This window comes from Dictyobacter formicarum (genome assembly GCF_016587435.1).
Map to the genome: position 1 here is coordinate 1 of NZ_BNJJ01000017.1, position 21,931 is coordinate 21,931.

Below are 21,931 nucleotides of genomic sequence, written 5' to 3' on the forward strand. Positions count from 1 at the left end.
GTCATCATCCATGACTGGTGCTCCTTTCTATATTGTGTTGCTTGTGGATTCAGGTATGACGCGGTTTGTAACAATCCCTGGCATACTTCTCATCGCGAGTTGATTGGAATCTGACACCTACAAAACAAACTACATAAGAAATATATACACAGGAGTCTGGAAGGATTAAAACAATGATGACTTATTTGTAAATTTATGGCAAATATAGTGTACTATATTGCACACAATGGCATATAAATAAAAGTAAGTCAATATGATCCTGTCTCCATCAGCATCATAGGTGCTGACGAGCATGCCGGGGGCATGACGAGCATGCCGGGGGCATGACGAGCATGCTGGGGGCATGATCTCCTCTACGTGACAATCAGTCGTACCTCTATGCTTTAGCAAGTGCAACGGGTAGTGTACGCTGGTATCTTAATATGCCATCATCATTTACAATTACACTCAGCGCGAATGGAACAGTCTACTGCATCGCCGTTAATTATCTTTACGCAGTCGATGAAGCGACTGGCAAGCTACAGTGGAAGCAACATAGCCTGGAGCTTGCAAGGTTTACACAGCTCTATCTGGTCAATGGTATTATCTATACCGTTACAGGCAATTATATAGGAGATAGTGACTCATCAGGCACAAAGAGCCGCGTGTACGCATTTGCCGCGTCCAATGGGAAGTTACTGTGGACAACTCCAATTGGTCATGGATTGCTCACTGAGAATGTGGACGTTGTTCCTATAGCCTCAACCGCCCTACTATCACAAAACGGCTATCTGTTTGTGAACTCCAACTTGAAAAATGGGCATACGATACAGGCATTGAATATGAAAGATGGAAAAGTTGCCTGGCAGGTGAATGTGCCAATGTCGACCATATATGTGAGTGGAAGAATCGCGAATCATGCCCTCTATCTGACTAACGCGAATGTAGCACTGCCACGTCAATTTGTATCAATAGACCCTCGAACAGGCGAGCTTCTTGCCTCCCGTACATTGACACAATCATACAAATCTACCGGGATTTTGGGTAATGATTCACAGCACATCTATCTCGGTATCGGATCTGAGCCTGGAATCATCCGGGCGATTACTAGCGTGCGCTTATCGGATAGTTCAATGCTCTGGCAAAAGCAGCTCACCACGCCTTCTGATCGGATTTATCAAGTGGTCATGGCTCCATAGTTGATATGTTCGCTTTTGCAAAAGCCTGGCGAGAATAAATATCTTCGCCAGGCTTTTCGTATTTGCGGAACAGTTGCTGCAGAGCTTATAGATAAAGCAAGGAAGCATGGAACTATCGCGCATTTTATTACGTAAAAGCAACAATAAAGGTGGAATCATAGGTTCGGGCCTTGCGCCCGATTGGTTCCTGCACCTGCATCTTCCTCAAACAGGTGATGCTCGCCAACAAACACCTTCGTCGGATGCGCCTGTCCCAAAAATGACGATACCGTACGTAAGGGATGGTCCGCTTTTGGGCACCTCGTGGAGCGAGATGTGATGCTACGAGGTGCCTCGTCGTAGAGATACGGGGTCCCACAAACGGTGGGACAATCGAGGGCAAGCCTCGAACCTATACAATATCGTGTTATTGGTACAATTCCAATGCCAAACACGCGCATCCCCCAATTGTCGCAATGCTTGCATTTTTCTCCTGATTGATGCACAATGAGATAAGAACATTGTTTCTAATTTAGAGCGAATAGAAAGGGATTGACTGCATGGATGAAGAATTGATTGCGCGCCTGCGTACGATCTGCCTGGCGTTGCCGGAGGCGACCGAAGGAGGCGGTGTGGGGAATCCAACGTTTCGGGTGCGCGATAAGATTTTCGCGATGCAGCATCCTGTCGATGGTCGCATGACCGTCTGGTGCAAGGCGCCGGCGGGAGCACAGCAGGTGCTGGTCGGTTCTGACCCAGAGCACTTCTTTGTGCCGCCCTATGTTGGCCATCATGGCTGGATTGGCCTCTGGTTCGATGTCGATCTCGATTGGGAGCTGATCGCCAGCCTGGTTACCGATAGCTACGTGCTGACCGCTCCCAAACGTCTGGCGGCCCGGCTCAAGCGTTGAGTAAGGGCCCCTCTATTTTCTTGAGCGCTGTGCTGTAAGGAGAATCGTTCATGACGTTACCACCCCGTTTAGAGCCCCTCCTCAAGCAATTTGATGATGCGCGGAACCGTCTCATTACGCGTCTGCAGGGGGTAACCGATGATGAGTATCTATGGGAGCCGGTTCCCAATTGCTGGAGTATTCGTCGACGAGATGCTTGCCAGACCGGCATGTCGTTTGGCAAAGGTGCCTGGGTGATGGAGTTTGAAGGACAGGAACCGGTGCCACCGCCAGTGACTACCATTGCCTGGCGTATGTGCCACCTTGCCAACGATTTTCTCCATCGTGCCGATTACACTACAGGCACCAGATCGCTCGCGGTGGATGATTATGAGGTTTTCGGAGGGGCTCTGGATGCGCTCTCATCGCTGGATGTAGCAGCCGAGACGTGGCGAACTGTGCTCATTAATACAACCGATGAACAGCTGGACCAGGTTGGTCGTAGCCAATTGCCCTGGGGATTAGATCCTCGGCTCCCGTTCCTGGATATTATCTGGTGGGTAAATCAGGAATTGCTGAGCCATGGCGCTGAGATTGCGCTTTTGCGCGACCTCTACCGTACGCGTTTGCGCTGAACCCGCTTTGGCAAATCAGCTTGCCTGGCTCTGTAGCTCGAGAAATACAGTAGCCAGAGAGGTCATTATCGGTCCTGATAACAACCTCTCTGGTTTCATGTGCGCCTAAACGGTGGCAGGTGTGGTAAGGGCTGGTTGGACTGCTTGGGCTGGTTGAAGGCGTTTAGTGTAGATGAGCCAGCCGCTAAAGATGAACCAGGGTAGCACTCCGACGATGCCCAGAGGGGCTCCTATGTAGGGGTTGCCCACCGTCATGGCATAGCCTATGACGCTTCCCACGAAATTATTGACGACTGCGTGCGCCAGAACGATTGGCCAGATACTGCCGGTGCGAACGCGTAACCAGGTGAACATAATACTATAGGGAATTGTTGATAGCAGGAAGAAGAAGACGCCCAGGGCGGGATAGAGACCGCTGAATTCGTAGCGATCCAGGACGATCAGCGGCGCGTGCCAGAGGCCCCAGATGACTCCAACGAGCAGGGACGCTCGCACGTTTCCCAACGGCATCAACCTGGGCAGCAGGTAGCCGCGCCAGCCGAATTCTTCGCCAAACGTAGCGCCCATGGTGCGTGGTAAATTGATCGTCAGGGATGCCAGGATGAGCAACAGTCCCAGGCTACTGGGCGATAGAAGTGGTTGGTTGCCTTTTGGCAATATTCTCAGCAAATGGCCCATCTTTTCGGCCAGAACCCATTGCTGCAGATGCAACAGGATTGCCAGGCCGAAGCCGAGCGCCAGCAATATAATCGGTAGCAGGTAGGCGGCGACATAGAACAGCCAGATGCGCCTGTTCCCTTTGTATTCTTTCCCTCGCAAGCGCAGTCCGGCATCTCCAAAGCCCTCATGCCGTAGCCAGCGCACCAGCAGGGCCGCCAGTGTTGGGCCAAACATGCCCAGGACGGTACGCAGCGGAAACGGCACGCCCACCAGTTTCAGCAGTACAAACGCGCTCCAGGAAAAACCAAACGTCAGTACCAGGTACCAACCGATACCTTTCCAGTTGACGGCAGTCGCCGTGTTCGGAGCGTCCGCTGGCAGAGCGTCCATATGACCCCTCGTATCCATGACAATACCTCATAGCTTTCTTTGCTTACCGCTATGTTATTTCTATATGCGAATTTATTTCTCCTCATCATGATTGGTATCTTTTTTTTGTTGTAGATATTGAGCAAAGTCCCCCATCAAGCCTCCCACAAACACCTGGAAAAGATGCATCATATCTTCGCGCGTAGCGCTGGCAAGTTCATCCTTACTCAGAACTGCATTGCCCTTCACTAGTGCATACGTTTTCTTATAGTCTAAAAGTTTCTGCTCGGCTTTTCAAGATACTGTATTGGATCCCACATCTGATTTTTATTTTTGCGCACGTAAAGTTGCGGGTGTTAGGGTTATATTTTTTTGCGCAGCCACGCGACGGCTTGTTCATACTTATCGCAGCCGCTAAAGCGTTGCATATCGCCGTTGTTATTGTTGAGCAAAAGGGTATCATTCGCATATTCATCTGAGGCTGTGATGAATTTAATCTTATAGCCAAGCTCAGATGCCAGCATATTCATCAGCAGAATTGCCAGACCTTTTCGCATCGTGTCCTCTTTTTCCAATTTTCTTTTATTCATTTATCGCTAAAAAATATACGTAGTTTTGCATATAAAAAGTAATCTTGTGGAAGTATGCAGGAGAAACGAGGCCCTTTGGTTAAGCCGCTGCAAGTGAGTGCCCACATTATGCACGGCGCGGCCGCTGTCTGCCAGCGTAGCTAGATAGCGGCTTCAATATCTTTTTCTGATGCATGCGCCCGATCCAGGGGTAGCGAAAAGCAGAAGGTTGCGCCCTGGCCCTCTTCACTCTCCACCCAGATATGCCCCTCCTGGCGCCGAATAATTTCAAAGGCAATATACAGGCCGAGCCCCAGGCCCGAAATCGATGCTTGCTGAGAGTCATCCATGCGGTAGAAAGGATCGAAGATCTTCTGCTGCAGCTGTTTGGGAATGCCGGGCCCAAAGTCCTGGACGCGCAGGGTCACAGATTCACTATCGGAGGTCGTTTTAACCACGATACGATCGCTGTCAGGAGCGTATTTGATGGCGTTCGTGAGCAGGTTGGTAATGACCTGTCCGATGCGCCCGCGATCCCCCAGATTGTTTTGTGGGATTCGCCGTCGCGTAAGATCGTGTGCTTTTCGGTTACCGGTTGAATTTCCTCGATCAGCTCAGATACCAGCTCGTCGAAATCAAAATAACTCTCGCGAAATTGAAGCTTGCCCCCTTCGATCCTGGTGACGTCCTGAAAGTCACTGATCAGCTCGGCGAGCTTATCGATCTGGGTATTCATGCGTGTCGTTGTGCGTAGGACCTGCTCGTCACCGCTGAGCTGGAAGCGTTTACGCAGAATCTGCGCGTGTGCCTTCAAGCTGGTGAGCGGTGTACGCAGTTCATGCACAACCATGCTGATGAACTCATTGCGCTTCTTCTCGAGCTTCTGGGTGGCGAGCTGATCAGCGAGCAGCTTCTCGCGTTCGTGCTCGGCTTTTTTGCGCTCGATGGCATAGCGAATGCTGCGGCGCAGCAGGTCCTCCTGCAGGCCTTCCTTGGAGATATAATCGTCTGCGCCGGCCTGCAGGGCCTGGATATCGATTTCGGATTCGCTGGCACCGGTGAGGAGCACGATCGGCTTCCCATAGCCCTGGCTACGAGCTTTCCTGATCAACTCAATTCCATTCAGCGCGCCCAGGCGATAGTCAAGCAGGCAGAGGTCATGCTGATCCCCCATCATTCGGGCCATGCCCGAAATGGGATCGCTCTCCCATACCAGTTTATAGTGAGCATTGCGCATCTTGGTGAACACTTTTCTGAGGAGAATATAATCCTCCTCGTCGTCCTCAATGAGTAGAATCGTCGTTGGCTGTAGTTCCATACGTATCCTTCTTTGACTTGCCAGGCAAAGTTACCACTTCAAACCAATATTTGCCCAATGCCTGCATGACCTCAATCAGCTTCTCAAAAGTAACAGGCTTGGTAATAAACGAGTTGACGCCCAACTTATAGGAGCGATAAATGTCCTCTTCCGCTTTTGATGTTGTAAAGACCACAATCGGAATGTCCCGTAATTCCGGATGGTTCTTGATCTCCCTGAGTGCTTCACGCCCATCTTTTTTGGGCATGTTCAGATCGAGGAGAATCAGCCCGGGCAGCGGCGCGGTCGAGGCGTCGGCATCGGCATATTTATTGCGATGAAGCAGGTAGTCGAGCAGCTCTTCTCCATCGCTGACGCTATAGAGTGTATTGAGCAATTTGCCTTTTTTTAATGCTTTTTGAGTGAGCAGAATATCGTCTTCATCATCATCCGCCATTAAAATGACGATGGAGCTAGAATTCATCATAGCGTTTATCCATATCTTTCGTTTGGTGATGTACTGGTAAGGTCACGATAAAGGTAGAGCCCTCGCCAACCTTACTGGTAGCGGTAATGGTACCGTCATGTCGTTCTACAATTTTGCGCACGACCGCTAAACCAATACCGGTGCCTTCATACTCATTTCTGCCATGCAGGCGTTGGAAGACGGTAAAGATGCGGTCCAGATATTTTTCATCGAAGCCAATACCGTTATCCTGGATGGTCAGAACGCACCTGGGTTCGTTCTTGAATTCACTTTCGGTCGAGGCATCCTGGATGATGGCTGCAACCTTAATGACTGGTGGCACATTAGGTCGATGAAATTTCAAGGCGTTGCCCAGCAGATTTTGCAGGACCTGATAGATTTGCCGTGAGTCGGCATCAATGGTAGGTAATTCTCCTATCTCTATCGTGCCATGTGTTTCCTGGATGCGCGTCTCCAGGTCGTCTATGACATCGCGGGCAATCATTTCCAGGTTGGTGGGTGTAAATGGCAGGGTTTTGGTGGCGACCCGGGAGAATGTGAGCAGGTCGTCGATCAGGACACGCATGCGACCGGCCGCGTTGCGCATCCGATCCAGGTATTCTTTGCCATCATCAATCTGCTCGCCATATTCATCTTCGAGCAGATTGCCAAAGGCTTGAATTTTGCGCAGTGGCTCCTGCAGGTCGTGCGAGGCCACATAGGCGAATTCTTGTAGCTCCTGGTTGCTGCGCTCCAGATCAGCATTAAGCTGGCGCAGTTCTTCGGTGCGCTGGGCGACGCGGCTCTCCAGGTTGGCGTTCAGGTCCTGCAGGTTATGATAGATGCGCGCACGCTCAATGGCCATGATGACGCGGCTGGCCAACTCTTCAGCGATATTGAGATCGGCCACGGTATAGGGTCCGCGCTCGGCGGAGGCGACCAGAATGACTGTGCCTTCAATCGTGTCTTCTATTACTAAAGGAACCACCATCGCCGAACCGGCATGGAATTTTTTCAGCACTTTCTGCTCGCCCTTATCTATGGTCAGGGTCCTATAAGCTTCCTGATCGAGATGAGTGATGATCTCCGATTTTTTCTGCTGCCGTACCGTGCCCAGCGCTGATGGTGTAACATCGATGACGCGGCTGATCTGCTCGAAGCTGAGCTCGCGCATGCCCTCCACCGAGTCGGGATAAGAGATACTCAAAGGTTGGATGTCTGGCTCTTCACTATGCAGGTCAATGCGACACCAGTCGCCGATGGCCGGGATGGCGTTTTTGATCACATGGACCAATACTTCCCGATAGTCGATCGAGGCAACCAGCAGCTTACTGGTGGCGGCGATAAAGCCGACCTGCTCCAGGGTTCGGGCTAGCTGTAATTCCGTCTCTTTTCGCTCGGTGATGTCGATGTGGACGCCGATGACACGTAGGGCCTGCCCATGTTCATCATAGTGTGTATCGCCTTTGCCCAGCATCCAGCGGATACTCCCATCAGGGCGTATGATGCGGAATTCAATATGATAAGGGGCACCACCCTGGATGGAGCGCTGAAGATTACTTTCGACGCGTTCCAGGTCTTCTGGATGGATGCGCTGGACCCAGCTTTCGTATTTACCCTCAAAACCTCCGGCAGGTAGACCATATAAAGCCTCTAGCTCGGGGGTCCAGATGATATCATTGGTGGGCACGAGCCACTCAAAGGTTCCGATCTGCCCGGCTTGCTGCGCCATCTCCAGGCGCTGCTGACTGGATCTGGTGATTTCACGGTTACGGATCTGCTCGGTGACCTCGACGGCATGTACCATGACGCCCTCGACAGCGCCTTCAATGTTGCGCGCAGGCTGGTAGACAACGTTGAAGTAGCCTTCTTCCTTGTGCCCATTGAGTTTACGATCGATCATGACTGGTAGCTCACTGCCGATGAATGGCTTGCCTGTCTGATAGACATTATCGAGCAGTTCATAAAGGCCCTGACCCGCTAGTTCAGGCTGTGCCTCGCGGATAGTTCTGCCGATCAGGTCGCGATTACCGACGAGCTGTAGATAGCGTTCGTTGGCAAATTCAAACCTGTGCTCGGGGCCGCGTAAGAGACAGATGAGTGCCGGGACCTGCATAAAAAGATCGTAGAGTCGCTGGCGTTCAACTTCGGCCTCGGCCCGGGCTTGCTGCTCGCTCTCCAGCAGGCGCACGCGCTCTTCTTCGATAAGTTTCTGTTCGGTGATGTCGCGTGCGATGCTGAGCACAGACACCATGTTGCCGGCCGCGTCGAACTCGGGCGATAGGCGAGCCTGATAATAGCGCAGGCCTGTAGAGCCGTCAAATTTAAGCTCGATCTCTAATGGTTGTCGCGTCTCAAATGCCTTCTGCAGTCCAGCCTGCCAGTTGGTGACATGCTCGGCAGGTAAGCCCAGATCCGCGTGAGTTTTGCCAATAAATTCAGTCTGTGGAATGCCCGAAGTTCTAGCCCCCACCGGGTTGACATAGATGAAACGAAAGTTAGAATCAAAGCGGCTAATGATGTCCTGCGCGTTTTCAGCTAGCGTCTGGAAGGCCTGCTGCTGACGATAAAGATCCTCTTCCATTTTCTTGCGCGCATCGATTTCCTGGATGACCGTGATCAAATAGATAGGCGTGCCATCTTCATTTCGTGCCAGGCTGGCTGTTAATTGTACCCAGGTCAACTGACCGTCCTTACGTACGTAGCGCTTCTCGCCGCGATAGTTTGTGATCTCGTCGGCAATCAGTTGCTGGAGCGCGGTCATGCCATCAGCCAGGTCTTCCTGGTAGGTGGTTTGCTGGAAGGTAAGGCTTTGCAATTCTTCTCGACTATACCCTAAGATATCGCACAATTTCTGGTTCACCTGTAGCCAGCGGCCATCGAGTGCCACGTGTGCCATACCGACTGCCGCCTGCTCAAAAGTTGCCCGGAACCGTCGTTCGGTTTGTCTGACTTCGGAGCGCAGTTGTGAGATAGTACTTATCTCTTCCTGCGGAGTGGGATCAGGTCGTTTCGCCATGCATTGTCTCTTTTCTTATATTTCCAGCCTTCCCGAGATGTCATCTGCCGCTTAGTGCAGGCATACTGTAACTTTGACCGAATACATTCGCACCTTCACTGCAGATCAGCCAGGGCGACTCCTTTTTTCCGCACGACATATCTCTATCTGGTTATATGTCGCCTGTCTGAAGCCAACTCTGCACTATTCTGCGAAGTCATATTAACATAAATTGTTTAACCCCTGCAAGATAAAACCGCCCGCTTCGCCATGCAAACCAGCGTCGCGGCCTGTTTATTGCATTGCCGGCCCTTGTTTTAGTACTTTTTTGCTAGTTTTTTCCCTGCTGCTGATTGCTCCCGATCAAGATTACCTCTAGCTTTTCGCGCTTCTAGCGCGTAATATTGGAACAGACAGTGGCTATGCATATGTAGCTATTTATATCGCCATTGCCAGCAACCTGCGGCCCATTTGAAATAGGAAGGTTTGTCGTGGCTGTGACCTTGCAGATATCTTTGTTTGGTGAGGCTCGTTTTTTGTGGGAAGGAGCGCCAATCGTGCTGGCGCACGCGCCGCGCGTGCAGTCTGTTCTGGTATATTTGTTGTTGCACCGAGACATGCCTCAGTCGCGCTCTCAACTGGCTTTTCTGCTCTGGCCTGATACCAGTGAGGTCCAGGCCTACTCGAATTTACGTAAGGTGTTGCACCAGTTGCGCCAGCTCTTGCCCGCGGCTGATCGATTGCTGGTGGTAGATCGCCACAGTGTACAGTGGCGGCCGCAGGCAGAGCTATCCTGGATGCTGGATGTGCAGGATTTTGAGCAGATGCTGACGCAGGCCGAACAGGCTGCTGTCACGGTGGATAAGCAGCAGGCGCTGACGCATGCCGTCCAGCTCTATCGTGGCGATTTTTTTGCTGGCTCCTATGAGGAATGGGTCTTGCAGGAGCGAGATCGCTTGCGCCAGCTCTACCTGGAGGCTGTCGGGCGTCTGACAACCTTGTTGGAGGAGGGGCGCGATTATGCTGCGGCCCTGAAGCTGTGCCAGCGCTTGCAACGCTATGATCCTTTACGGGAGGCTACGTATCGCCAGTTGATGCGCCTGTATGCGTTGCAAGGAGATCGCGCGGCCGCCCTGCGCACTTACCATACTTGTGCGACGACCCTGGAGCATGAGCTGGGCGTTGAGCCAGCCGAGAGCACCCGGCATATATATGAATCACTGCTGCAGATGGAGACACCTGCCCCTACCAGAACGTCGGCCCTGGCTGGTCGCAGCGGTGAGGCTCCGCTGCTGGGCCGTAAGCGTGAGTGGGGACAGTTGCAGGCGGCCTGGCATCAAGCTCTCAAGGGCCGGCCACAGATCGTGATTGTATCGGGGGAGGCCGGCATTGGTAAGACGCGCCTGGCCGATGAAATGCTGGCCTGGGTGAGCCGACAGGGGATGTCCACGGTCCGCGCGGCTTGCTATGCGACCGATGGTGAGATGGCTTATGCTCCGGTGGCCACGTGGCTGCGCTCCGAGCATGTCCAGGTACAGCTGGAGACGCTGGATGAGCTCTGGCTAACAGAGATTGCGCGCTTGTTGCCCGATATTTTGACGCGCCATGCCGCTTTGCGGCGCCCCGGACTGATGCGCGAGGGCTGGCAGCGCCAGCAGTTTTTTGAGTCCTTGCTCCATGCCATCATTCAACCTGGGGAGCAGGCGCGCCCCTTGCTTTTATTGCTCGACGACCTGCAATGGTGTGATCATGAGACCCTGGAGTGGTTGCATTATGTGCTCCGCTTCCAGTATGCGCAGCCTGCCAGCTTTCTGCTGCTCGGCACTGTCCGCGCCGAAGAAGTCCAGGTCGGGCATCCATTGACCACTTTTCTGGCCGCTTTGCAGCGCGACGGTCTGGTGACCGAGCTTCCTCTGGGTCCTCTGGAGGATAGCGAGATTGCCGCCCTGGCGGGGCACATCGCGGGACAGCAACTGGCCGCTCCGCTCTTTAACGATCTGTTACAGCAGACGGAGGGTAATCCGCTGTTTGTGGTTGAGATGGTACGGGCCGGCCTGCTGGCAGCGACCAGGGATAGCAGCGCGGCAACTCCCGGGCCGAGGGTCCTACCGTTGCTGGCCCATACTGCCTCCAGCCTGCCCCAAAAGGTCCAGACCATTTTGAGCATGCGGCTGGAGCAACTCTCATCTACGGCCCGTGAACTGGCGTCCCTGGCCGCTGTCATCGGCCGCAAGTTTGATTTTGATATTCTGGCCCAGGCCAGTAACCAGGACGAAGATGCGGTTGTCACCAGCCTGGATGAGCTCTGGCAGCGGCGCATTGTGCGTGAGCAGGCAGATGAGAGCTATGATTTTAGCCATGAGAAGCTGCGCCAGCAGGCCTATGACTCGCTCAGCGCAATCCATCGTCGCCAGCTGCATCGGCGTGTCGCTGAAGCCTTTGTGACCCTCTATGCAGACGACCTGGATAGCGTCAGCCAGCATATTGCTGCCCACTACGAGCGGGCCGGCCAACCTGCCAGAGCCATTCCTTATTATATGAGGGCCGGTAATATAGCTGCCAGTATGTATGCCAATGAGGATGCGATCGTGCTCTATCAGCAGGCCATCGACTTATATGAACAAACCAATGGGAAGCGCTCTGGCGCGGATCAGTCGTGGGAGTTGCTGGCTACATTGCTGGAGCGGCAAGGTAATCTGCTGGGTACCCTGGGACGACCGGAGGAGGAGCGCGCGGCCTATCAGCGGGCCCTGCTCGCTGTGCCTGAGCAGGCTATGCGCCTGCGCGCTCGCCTCCAACGCAGCATCGCTAAGACCTGGCAATATCCTGCGCAGCGCCAGCAATTACTGGCTGACTTTAATGCAGCTGAGCGCCTGCTGGAGCAGGACCCCGATCAGTCTAGCCTGGAATGGCAGCGTGAGTGGATCTCATTTCAGCTCGATAAGCTCTTGCCGCTGCAGGTTCATCCTCTGTCAGGTAGTGAGATGGCGGCCTTGATCACGCGTATGCGTCCAGTTGTAGAACAGGCAGGCGCCGAGGAGCAGCGGGCGCAGTTTGAGCTCAGCGCCGCCACTACTCAATTAGTGCAGGAACACTACCAGGCTTCCGCTGCTACCTTGACTCTCTTTCGCCAGGCCGTCCAGGCTGTGGAACAGGCCAACCTATCGCGCCTGTTGGGCTTCGCCCAATTTGGGTTTGGGACCAGCCTGCTCTACGCTGGACAACTGGACGAGGCCGAACAGCAATTGCAGGCGGCTATGCGGTCCTCGCAGAAAGTGGTAAATGCGCGGCTCTACCACCGTTGTCGTTTATTTCTGGCCTATGTAGCCCGCCAGCGTGGTCAGGTAGAGGTGGTGCGCGAACTGGTGTCCTCCGCCCAGGAGGTCTCGGGTATTGCTTTTGCGCGTATGCATACAGCCCACCAGGCGTGGCTGGCCTGGCGCGATGGCGATCTGGAGCAGGCTGAGTCCTCTGCGCGCAGCGCGCTGGAACAATGGCGGCAGATGCATCCCATCAATCCTTTTCAATGGACCGCCCTGGGCCCCCTGCTAGGGATCTATCTGCAGCAGGAGCGTCTGCCCGAGGCGATCGTCTGTGTGCAGGCCATGCTGGAGCCGACGCAACAGCAGCCACCAGCCGCCCTGCGCGACCTGTTTGCGGACGCCGTTCGATCCTGGCAGGAGCAACAACCTGAGCGGGCCCGCGAACTCCTCCAACAATCCCTTCCCCTCGCCCGCCAGCAAGGATATGTATGAGACGCGGAAACACGACGCGTATAGGTTCGGAGCTTGCCTCCGATTGTCGCCCTCCGCAGGAGCGGCGACCGGTACCCACACGCTATCTTCCCTTCTATACGGTATCGTATTCAAAGGAACGTTATAATGGGGCGAGGGGTAATCGGAGGCAAGCTCCGAATCTATTGTTAATCGGGAAAATTTCCTGTTGCGCGCCCGATACTGTAGGGGGTTGAGATGTCATACATGACCATCATGTCCATGCCCCAGTTGGCGTGCAGCAGATTATGGCAGTGTAGCATCCAGATGCCAGGATTGTTGGCGAGAAAGGCGATATCGTAACTGTCGTGCGGCTGGATATTGATCGTATCCAGGTGTATCGGACTGCCGGTCAGGGCGTGCCCGTTATGGGTCAGGACCGTAAAGACGTGGCCATGCAGGTGGATGGGATGGATGAGGTCACTCTGGTTGTCCAGATGCATCTTAACCAGTTGCCCCTCCTTGAGCATGATCATGCCAGTCTGCGGAAACACCTTTCCATTCAGTGTGTACACCATTCCCATGCGCCCCAGGGAGTCGCCCATATGATTATTTAAGGTGATGCCATAGTTGACATCGAAATGGCTTTTAGTCGTAATGGGATCAGGGGCTGGTTGCCCATACGTATCCAGGTTGAACCAGTGTGTGCTGACCGCTGGCAACTTTCCCGGGACCGTTCCCTGTCCAAGGACCACAGCGGGAGCTGACTGATATTGCCGGTTGTTGGCCGAGGTGACCAGGGTTACCGCGCCGGTTCTGGGCATCTGGAAGCGCAGATCGTAGCGCTGGGCCGCTCCAATTGGCAGCGGGGTCTGGTTCAGCCACTGGGGCGCATTCACATCATGCCCATCCAGAGCCGCTACCATAAAGGGAGCGCCCAGGAGCGTCACCGTATGCTGGTCGCTAGACGAGTTCAGCACCCGCAGGCGCACCCATTGTCCCGCTCGGGCGTTAGTCTTCACGGTCCCGGTCGTCGTATTGATGGCCAGCAGCGTCTGATTGTTGGCCCCATTCCAATCGTGCAATGTTACGCTGCTATCCACATCATCATGCACCTGCGGGCTGGCTGGATCAACGATCAACATGCCATACAGGCCTCCCGTGGTTTCGGTATAACTAAACTGGTGCGAGTGATACCAGTATGTACCGGCATCCTTAGCCAGGAAGCGATAGGTGTAGGACTGGCCCGGCTTGACCGCATTCTGGGTTACGCCAGCCACGCCATCGTCGGCATTCGGTACACTGACGCCATGCCAATGGATCGTCACGCCAAACGAGAGATGATTGATCAGCGTCACCACCACCATGTCCCCTTGCCGTACCCGTAGCGTTGGTCCGGGCGCGCTCCCATTAAAGGTCCAGGCCTGCACCGGCGCGCCATGGTCCAGCGCCAGACTGGCCGCTTCAGCTGTGAGCGTAAAATGCTTCTCTGGCGCTGTCGAGTGGGTTGCCTGCAGATCGGTCACCGAGATTGGCGCACCCGGCATTCCCATATTCAGCGCCTGCGGCACCTCTGCACCAGTCGGTAGCTCAGGAGCCTTCAGAGGTACACTGGCTGCTGGTGGATTGGGCGGACCGGCCTCAGGACGTTTCAGCACAAAGGTGTCCAGGAAGCCCATCAAGACCAGCAAGCAGGCAATTGCGACAAAGACACAGATGACTGGAATATTTCTTTTCTTCTTTTCCTCTAATAGAGTACGTTGCATTTTTCTATATCTTTCATCATTATGTCGTATAGCTATTGCAGTATTTATTTTACTGTGATCGTGAGCACCATGCCGGAATGCAGCGAACAATAGATGTGGTATGTGCCGGCCGTATTGAATGGTCCTATCTCAACGCTATTGCCGGTAATGTCCAGATTATTGACTGTAGGCGCCCCTGCGACCTTCTCGCTCTGGGGTTGACCATTAACCCAGCTACCATTGGAGAGGGTGTGGTGGAACGAGCCATCATCGACCAGTTTCAGCTTGCTGCCTTTGCTCACAGTGATCGTTGCTGGCGAGAAGTTACTGATGCCCATATGTGCGGTCGCTTCGCCGTTGGTTGTGGTACTGCTGCTCGCAGCGGCGGGGGGCTGGACCAGTGCTCCGCACAGCAACATACCTGCCAGAATGCCTAGCGCTCCGGTCAGGGTGGCAGGGAACCAGGGCAGGGAGCGCCGTGGGCGCTGCACGTAGTTCTGGACCAGAGCCGCGCTGCTGGCTGCACAGGCCAATAGTGTATTGCCAACCATCAATACTATAACTACAAACAATATATAAGAGATCCACGGCTGGGTCGTTCCCTCAGCATCTTTGGGGTGCATAAGATGGAAGACCGGGAACGGCACGTTTATCAGCAGGACATACAGGAAGACGCCGCTGATCAGGGCCGACAGCGCGGGTGCCCAGCGAATGCCAGTTGTCAGAAAGGCCGCGATGAGCAGCAGAAGCGCCGCGATAAACAGCAGGGAGATCGATAGCAACGACATCAAGCCGCATACCACGGTCAGAATGAGCAGCGTCGTCACCGCTGTCTTACCCAGAGGCGATAGTGGCTGACGCAAGAACAGACGTTTCCAGATAGCCGTCTGGTGAACCATCGTATCCATAAAAATCCTCATCATTTTTAGCAAGCACATGACTGCTTGTGTCCTTACAGACCAGGTTCCTGTCGGTCAGGTAGTTCAGCTTCCACCAGTTTTTCAAGGTTAGATAGAGCCGCGGCATCCTGCAGCATACTTTGCAGTAGCGGGGCCAGCGCCTGCCACTGGCGAAAGTAGCGCACATCGTTTCCCGTCACTAGCTGCACCTTGCCGCGCCACTCTACCTGTCCACCTCCCACCTCCTCCTGCCACACACGCAGCGTAAACAAATGCGACCTGAATTGCTGAGAAGGCTCCATCGATCTCCATCCTCTCTCCTGGCAGAAACCACCAGCACCAACAAGATCCACTCATTGATCTCATGCTATTCATTTGGATGAGCGCAGCCGCCTGGGTGGCCATTCCTTTCCCTGGAAACTGAGCCATTTCAACCGATAAACTGTGGCGGCGGAGCTAGCCGCGTCCAGGCGGCGTTTCCAAATGCTTTTTATAGCATGTCAGGATTGTAATTCAACGTGCGTTTCTCAAACGTTCCTCCAGACGTTCCTCCGGCTGACGATAGATCTCCGTACTGCCGAAGAAGCGTTCCTCCATCAGGATTGAAACAGGTGTGAGAATTGTATAATTGTCGTATAGAGAATGTGCTTGAATTTGCTTTAAAAGGAGAAAAAAATGGCTGACGAGGCAAATCAGTTTGGGCGCTGGCAACCATGGGGACCGCATGAAGTGGCGCAACTCTTTGCCGCTGTGACGGTTCCCTGGTGGATTGCCGGGGGATGGGCGTTAGATCTTTTTGTGGGAGAGCAGACGCGTGAGCATGACGATATCGATGTGCAGTTCTTGCGTCGTGATCAACAGGCTGTGCGCTCTATTTTTGGGGATTGGGATATGCAGGAGGCGCATCCGGGGTCTTCGCTTACCTGGCCGTTTCGTACGTGGGAGCTGACCAGACCTTTGCCCCGGGAGGTGCACGATATCTGGTGTCGTCCTACTCCTACTGCTCCCTGGGCTTTGCAGTTGATGGTGGCGGATAGCGCCACCGGGCGCTGGCTATTCCGGCGTGACGAGCGTATTCATCGTCCACTTACCATTATCGGGTGTCGTAGCGCTGATGGCTTTCCTTATATTGCGCCAGAAATCCAACTATTATATAAAGCTAAAGCTCTACGTTCCAAAGATGAAGCGGATTTCGATAGAGTGCTGCCATATCTGGATACTGCTCGTCGTCACTGGCTGCAACAGGCCCTGCAAATGGTGCAGCCTGGCCATCCCTGGCTGGGCAGATTAGAAGCTGGTATGTAATTGATTTATTGCATTCTTCTGACCCAAAAAAAGAAAAAATGTCTGTTGCATATAGCCTATGCTGTACCAATAAGTGAACGAGTCACGGTACATCATTTTTTCATTGATGGCAATACCTGGATGGCGGAAGAAGCGTCCAGCAGCAATATTTCCGCGTTCCCAGATCAGCGAAAAAGGTTCGTAATGACCCATGTTTTTCATATAGCGCTGATAGTCTTCTTGTCCTTGCTGGCGAGCAGTTGTATAAATAGCTTGTAGCGGAAACGCCAGGTCTTGTTCTGGTTTGAATAGCTCCTGTACTGCTTGTAGCCATTGTTCATTGCAATGCTGATAATATGATGGAGAGCAATGTGTCAAGCTCTTATAAATTTCTAGTAGTGCAACATAGCGTTTCTTGCGATGTCTCCGGTGTCTTTGTTCGATAACTTGCAAACAGTGCTGCGCACAAATTGTAGAGCTCCAGTGCTCTGGATAGGCAATATTGGGATGAATATAGGGCCAGCACCAGGCGCATTGTTCTTGTGGAGCAGCTACCGGACTATACATACTAAAATCTATATAAATAGATTGCGGATCACATTCCGCCATTTATTGCCTCCTTTCAATTTGACTTTCAATTCATTTCCTGGCAAAAAAGTCAGGCGAGCTGTTTTAATATTATATCTATTTCTTTTATAGTGTGTCAATCTAATTGATTATTACTTTGTCTTGTAACGAAGGTTATTGAAGCGAGTTACAGGCAAACTCAACTTAAGGTTAAGAATGCTAGAATACAAAGTAATAGCCAGTGCAGGATGAGCCGCAGACTACCTCATCCACCCATCAGAAAAACACATATTTTCTACACAGAGTTTCTCTGATTAGTATACGAGAAGTGGGCAGGAATGGACACGCCGCTTATTGAATAGATTGATTGGTTGAGCAATAGTATAGTTGACTTAGCCATCAAAAGTCAATCGTTCTGCTGGCAGAGCTTTTATCTTTAGTAAAGATGCTCTGCCATAAGCTAGGAAAATTTATCGTTTAACGATAAATCGTGTCATCATGAGGGGGTTGCACAGACAGAATTTGTGCAATTTATATAATATATGTATGATGCCAGGCCCCATGTATTCAATCGGACTACTCTGAGCGTTTAATACTTCTGCCGAGCACAAGAGGGGCGCACTGGCCAGGACGATATCACATACCCCGGCACTGCGAAAGAGATCAACCCCGGATTCACTGGCTGCGTAGCGACAAAACGCAAGTGGTTTGTCGCTACGTGGGAGCCGCTCCTGTGGAGCTCAAAAGAGGTTTTTTTATATTGGTGCAAAACATGCACAATGCGCATGTTTTGCACCAATATATTCTCAATCTTTAGTACATGGAATCATTATAGCCCCATGCATCGAGGGCGGGTAGCTCGATGCCCTGCTGGCTGAGTAGAGTGGCTATCTGCGAGCGATGGTCAATGCCGTGATTGATAGCCTGGATCGCTACGATGTAGGCCTGGCACTCATAGGTTCCCCCGTCAAGGTAAAAGGTCTGACTGAGATCCCTCTCCTTCGAGATGGTAATCAGTGCTTTCCCCGACAGCTCCGCGCGCCTCCGCAGTTCGTCGAAGCCTACAAACGTGGTGAGTTCCTTCAGTGGTGGGGTAGGGGTAGTTCCAGTAAAAGACCGCACATAGCCTTCTTCAGAAGCGAACAGGTGCATGAGGGTCTCGCGTACACTGCCAAATGTCCCGATCATGGTAGCGTCTAGCTGTTCATCGGTCAGCTGTTCACATGCGTCGAGCAGACGCAGGTTTGCCCAGAGGTTATATTCAAAAAAGTTGGGAAGTCCAGTGGTCATTGTCATAACTCCTTCATAATCGATCTTCTAACAATGCGCAAGAAAACGCTGGAAGCCGAAGCTCCCATATCTTGCTGCTGGCTTTCTCATCCATTACATCGCTGACCAGAGCAGAGGAAACAGCGCGCAAAATCATGCCACGCCGCACTTCCAGGCAACAAACAGCTCAACGTTCGTCGCCGCTGAGAGACACGCGATAGGTGGATGTAAGCATGGTGATATGTGTTTCCCTGTCGAAACAGGAAACAGCATGGAGTTAGCGACACACTGGCGTAGCCATCGAAACCTCCCAAAAAGTGTCAATATTTCCTTTAGGAGTATACGGGTTACCGGTAAATCCTGTCAAGAAGGGCGCCAATGATTATTCGTTCGGTTCTGTTCATTGGTACAGGTGGAAAGCTGTCCACCTGCCGGGAGCGGCAGTCCTCTGCATGCCTTTGTGATCACCATGGTTGTGATCATGGTGATTAGCCTTGGTCTCTGGCTCTCTGTGCGCCCGATTAAATAAAAAGCAAGCGCCATGCTTTCAGGTGAGGCTCAGGGAGCGACCTGTAGTACGATGCGCCCACGTCCATGTCCTATCTCGCTGAGGGCGTGGGCGTGGCTTGCCTCGGATAGCGGAAAAGTTCTGGCAACCGTGGTTTTGATCTGACCCTCAGCCATCAGCCGGGCGATGTTCTGCAGGAGGCTGTTGGAGGGGAAGGGAAATGTCGGCGCGTTTTGCATGGCACGAATGCCAAGGCGGTTGGCTTCCTGCTGGGATGGCTCCTCTCCAAGGAGTGAGATGAGGATGCCACCGCGTTTGACGACCTGCATGGAGCGCGCCAGAACCTCACCTCCTATCGTGTCCAGCACCACATCTATATCCTGTACCAACTCCTCAAATGGGGTTCTGGTGTAATCGATGACCATGTCAGCGCCCAGAGAGCGCACGAACTCTGTATTGGCCGCTGATGCCGTTCCGATGACCTGCGCGCCTCGCCACCTGGCGAACTGGACCGCGAACAGGCCGACCCCACCAGCGGCAGCATGAATGAGGATGCGCTGGCCCGGCTGGAGGTTCGCGTTTTCAAACAGTGCTGACCAGGCCACGGTGGCCCCTCCCGAAATCGTCGCCGCCTCCTCAAAACTGAGCTGCTCTGGCTTGAGGGCGAGCGTCTCCACTGCACCAGTTGTATACTCGGCGTAGGCTCCGTTGTTGGTGCGACCAAAGACCGCTTGCCCGACGTTGAACGCAGTCACGCCGGGGCCAACCTCGGCAATGACGCCGGCGAGCGCGCTACCCGGAATATAGGGAAACGTGGCGGGACGAACGCTTTTAAACAGGCCCTGGCGCATCTTCCACTCTATCGGCAAGACGCCGACGGTATGAACGCGCACCAGCACCTCGCCCGCTTGCGGCCGTGGACAGGGGATCGACTCCAACACAAGCTGTTCCGGACCACCGTACCGCTGCACCTGTATGGCCTGCATCATCTTTTCTGACATGACATGCTTCCTTCCCAATACAATTATGGCCGATTATGTTGTGCACAATTGTATTGCTGCAAAAAATTTCTTCGTATTACTAAGCAGTATAGGAGGGAGCATATCTGCTGGTCGCTGTCCAAAAGGAGAGATGTCGCCTGAACAATAGGGCAGCTCGAAAGCTGTCCCATCGTATCGAAGCATCGCAGTCGCTCAGGCGTTGCGCCAGGAGTATTCGGGCTGATAGCCCAGGAGCTTGCGGGCCTTCTTGATTGAGAGGAGCGTCTCAAACTCTTCTATCTCGCCCTTCAGGGGCACGCCGGGGAAGACCTCTGCCAGGAGTTCGCGGCTCGGGCGCTTCATGACGGTATCGGCGGCCGCGATAATAAAGGCTTCGGCCCCTCTGATGTCGGCTTCGATGCCCAGGCGACAGCTTTGGGCGACATCGCGGGCATCGACATAGCCCCACAGATTCCATTTGCGCAGCGTGGCATCCTCAGAGAAAGCCGGGAAGCGCTTATAGTCATGGGGTTCCATGATATTGGAAAAGCGCAGCCCCACAAAAGGGATGCCGCTCCAGCGACTGAACTGGCGAGCCATCTCTTCTGAGATGACTTTGGAGAGCGCGTAGCTGGACTCTGGATACAGAGGATGTTCCTCATCGATCGGCGCGTAGACAGGTTTCTCGCGCTCAAATGGCAGTCCCAGCGTGGTTTCGCTGGATGCCCAGACCACTCGCTGCAACTTTAACGTCGTGGCTGCGCTGAAGATATTATAAGTACTGAGTGTATTGTTGCGAAATGTCGCCTCCTCTGGCTGAATACCAGGGGCGGGAATCGCGCCCAGATGGACGACCGCATCGCTTCCATGCAGCACCTCAAATACCTGTCCTAGATCGGTGAGATCCGTTTTAATAAAAGGACACAGCCGCTCCTGGGGTGGCAGCAGATCTACGCTCAGAACCTCATAGTTATGCGCCAGCAGATCCTTGATCACTGCTCGCCCGGCCTTGCCACTTCCACCAGTAACAACAACTTTTTTCATTACTATTCCCTCCAAGAACGCGAACCTATTAATAATAATAATCTACATTCTTTCATGCGCAACTATTCGCATTTATCGATCAATGGCAATTCTGCAGTCATCATATTCTATCATGTTTTATGGCACAGATGCTTTTTATCGTCCCCCTTACTGAACTTTTTGCTCATCACTTGAATATATATTAATCTAGCTAATCTTTCGTATGCATTAGCAACTGTCCCCGTATCGTATTGAGTATAAATTGACGCATATCCATCTGTGCGATAATTCAAGTGGCGTCGTCATTGTGCAATTTTTCCCTCGTGGATGCTTATATATTCATTCTGTCATATTCCTCTGAAGCACATTGAGAGAGAGGTGATCGACATCTTGTCGGTCAAGTTGTCCTCTCCTAAAAGGGACTGGGGCCGTGAGTGTATGCATGGTGCGGTCTTTCCTTTTTCTTAGACGTGATTTTGAGTTCCTTCATATAGTATGTGAGACCAGAACACAGCTCTGAAACAGAATTGAACACCCCTTCCTCGTGAACACAGGGAGTTTCCTGCTGCCCGGTAGACGAGACAAGCGGGCGTCAACTCTGCCTTCCTCACTTACTTTTGCACTCTAGAACTGCTCAGCCAATCCTCGAAAGACTCGTCGTTGAGGGGCAAATCTGTTATTATAGTGGCGTTTAGACGAATGCTTGCAAAAGTGTCTACATGTCAAATTATGCAGGCATGAGTGCACAGAGACGAAAAAAAAGAAATAGAGGGAAGAAACCGTTTTGCAGCCGCTTTCTTCCCTCTGTGGCAAGCGCTACCCAAGAGGACGCCCGACAGACACCAGTATAGAGGAATTGTAGAGAAAAGCACTGTCCATCGGTTGCCATCTCACCTTCCATG

General features: G+C 52.9%; 18 protein-coding genes and 1 pseudogene. 5 read left to right on the plus strand and 14 right to left on the minus strand.

What is annotated here, in order from left to right:
- Positions 1 to 386: 386 nt before the first annotated feature.
- The 3 genes and pseudogenes from JMI88_RS26280 to JMI88_RS26290 all read left to right on the plus strand — a co-directional run.
- Positions 387 to 1,178, plus strand: a pseudogene (locus JMI88_RS26280) (outer membrane protein assembly factor BamB family protein); the annotation flags it as partial.
- A 539-nt stretch (positions 1,179 to 1,717) separates the two neighbouring features.
- Positions 1,718 to 2,068: an MmcQ/YjbR family DNA-binding protein gene (locus JMI88_RS26285; protein WP_201364930.1), complete on the plus strand. Its 351-nt coding sequence runs from the start codon at positions 1,718 to 1,720 to the stop codon at positions 2,066 to 2,068.
- A 50-nt stretch (positions 2,069 to 2,118) separates the two neighbouring features.
- A complete protein-coding gene (locus JMI88_RS26290) occupies positions 2,119 to 2,682 on the plus strand; it encodes a DinB family protein (protein ID WP_201364931.1) in 564 nt (187 codons plus the stop codon).
- A gap of 105 nt (positions 2,683 to 2,787) precedes the next feature.
- On the opposite strand, the gene JMI88_RS26295 is transcribed toward JMI88_RS26290, so the two are convergent.
- From JMI88_RS26295 to JMI88_RS26325, 7 genes are all read right to left on the minus strand, one after another.
- Positions 2,788 to 3,750 carry a CPBP family intramembrane glutamic endopeptidase gene (locus JMI88_RS26295; protein WP_201364932.1) on the minus strand — a complete coding sequence of 321 codons (963 nt, stop codon included), beginning with the start codon at positions 3,748 to 3,750 and terminating at the stop codon, positions 2,788 to 2,790.
- A 54-nt stretch (positions 3,751 to 3,804) separates the two neighbouring features.
- A complete protein-coding gene (locus tag JMI88_RS26300) occupies positions 3,805 to 3,960 on the minus strand; it encodes a hypothetical protein (protein WP_201364933.1) in 156 nt (51 codons plus the stop codon).
- Positions 3,961 to 4,073: 113 nt separating this feature from the next.
- Complete coding sequence (locus tag JMI88_RS26305; protein ID WP_201364934.1) at positions 4,074 to 4,268, minus strand: hypothetical protein; 195 nt, start codon at positions 4,266 to 4,268, stop codon at positions 4,074 to 4,076.
- Positions 4,269 to 4,441: 173 nt separating this feature from the next.
- Positions 4,442 to 4,822, minus strand: a complete 381-nt coding sequence (locus tag JMI88_RS26310; protein WP_308438867.1) for a sensor histidine kinase — start codon at positions 4,820 to 4,822, stop codon at positions 4,442 to 4,444.
- Positions 4,705 to 5,598: a hybrid sensor histidine kinase/response regulator gene (locus tag JMI88_RS26315; protein ID WP_201364936.1), complete on the minus strand. Its 894-nt coding sequence runs from the start codon at positions 5,596 to 5,598 to the stop codon at positions 4,705 to 4,707. The genes JMI88_RS26310 and JMI88_RS26315 overlap by 118 nt, the downstream gene beginning before the upstream one ends.
- Positions 5,564 to 6,064 (minus strand): response regulator, encoded by a 501-nt coding sequence (locus JMI88_RS26320; protein WP_201364937.1) that lies wholly within the window; start codon positions 6,062 to 6,064, stop codon positions 5,564 to 5,566. Before JMI88_RS26320 ends, JMI88_RS26315 begins: the two co-directional genes overlap by 35 nt.
- Positions 6,051 to 9,062, minus strand: coding sequence for a PAS domain S-box protein (locus JMI88_RS26325; protein WP_201364938.1), 3,012 nt, complete (start codon positions 9,060 to 9,062; stop codon positions 6,051 to 6,053). The genes JMI88_RS26320 and JMI88_RS26325 overlap by 14 nt, the downstream gene beginning before the upstream one ends.
- 476 nt (positions 9,063 to 9,538) lie before the next feature.
- On the opposite strand from JMI88_RS26325, the gene JMI88_RS26330 reads away from it, so the two are divergent.
- Complete coding sequence (locus JMI88_RS26330) at positions 9,539 to 12,796, plus strand: ATP-binding protein (RefSeq protein ID WP_201364939.1); 3,258 nt, start codon at positions 9,539 to 9,541, stop codon at positions 12,794 to 12,796.
- A gap of 167 nt (positions 12,797 to 12,963) precedes the next feature.
- Here the strand turns inward: JMI88_RS26330 and JMI88_RS26335 are convergent, their stop codons facing one another.
- Genes JMI88_RS26335 through JMI88_RS26345 form a run of 3 tightly spaced genes read right to left on the minus strand, consistent with a single transcriptional unit; the run spans position 12,964 to position 15,700 of the window.
- Positions 12,964 to 14,520, minus strand: coding sequence for a multicopper oxidase family protein (locus JMI88_RS26335; protein WP_201364940.1), 1,557 nt, complete (start codon positions 14,518 to 14,520; stop codon positions 12,964 to 12,966).
- 44 nt (positions 14,521 to 14,564) lie between these two features.
- Complete coding sequence (locus tag JMI88_RS26340; protein WP_201364941.1) at positions 14,565 to 15,407, minus strand: cupredoxin domain-containing protein; 843 nt, start codon at positions 15,405 to 15,407, stop codon at positions 14,565 to 14,567.
- Between the two features lie 44 nt (positions 15,408 to 15,451).
- Positions 15,452 to 15,700 carry a hypothetical protein gene (locus JMI88_RS26345; protein ID WP_201364942.1) on the minus strand — a complete coding sequence of 83 codons (249 nt, stop codon included), beginning with the start codon at positions 15,698 to 15,700 and terminating at the stop codon, positions 15,452 to 15,454.
- Between the two features lie 373 nt (positions 15,701 to 16,073).
- Between JMI88_RS26345 and JMI88_RS26350 the strand changes: the two genes are divergently transcribed.
- Positions 16,074 to 16,703: a nucleotidyltransferase domain-containing protein gene (locus JMI88_RS26350; protein WP_201364943.1), complete on the plus strand. Its 630-nt coding sequence runs from the start codon at positions 16,074 to 16,076 to the stop codon at positions 16,701 to 16,703.
- Here the strand turns inward: JMI88_RS26350 and JMI88_RS26355 are convergent.
- The 4 genes from JMI88_RS26355 to JMI88_RS26370 all read right to left on the minus strand — a co-directional run bounded on the left by JMI88_RS26355 (position 16,686) and on the right by JMI88_RS26370 (position 21,050).
- Positions 16,686 to 17,291, minus strand: a complete 606-nt coding sequence (locus JMI88_RS26355; protein ID WP_201364944.1) for a hypothetical protein — start codon at positions 17,289 to 17,291, stop codon at positions 16,686 to 16,688. The genes JMI88_RS26350 and JMI88_RS26355 overlap by 18 nt on opposite strands.
- Positions 17,292 to 18,062: 771 nt before the next feature.
- Positions 18,063 to 18,539 (minus strand): DinB family protein, encoded by a 477-nt coding sequence (locus JMI88_RS26360; protein WP_201364945.1) that lies wholly within the window; start codon positions 18,537 to 18,539, stop codon positions 18,063 to 18,065.
- Between the two features lie 537 nt (positions 18,540 to 19,076).
- A complete protein-coding gene (locus JMI88_RS26365; protein WP_201364946.1) occupies positions 19,077 to 20,027 on the minus strand; it encodes an NADP-dependent oxidoreductase in 951 nt (316 codons plus the stop codon).
- Positions 20,028 to 20,219: 192 nt separating this feature from the next.
- On the minus strand, positions 20,220 to 21,050 hold the full coding sequence (locus JMI88_RS26370; RefSeq protein ID WP_201364947.1) for an NAD-dependent epimerase/dehydratase family protein: 831 nt from the start codon (positions 21,048 to 21,050) through the stop codon (positions 20,220 to 20,222).
- Positions 21,051 to 21,931: the final 881 nt, after the last annotated feature.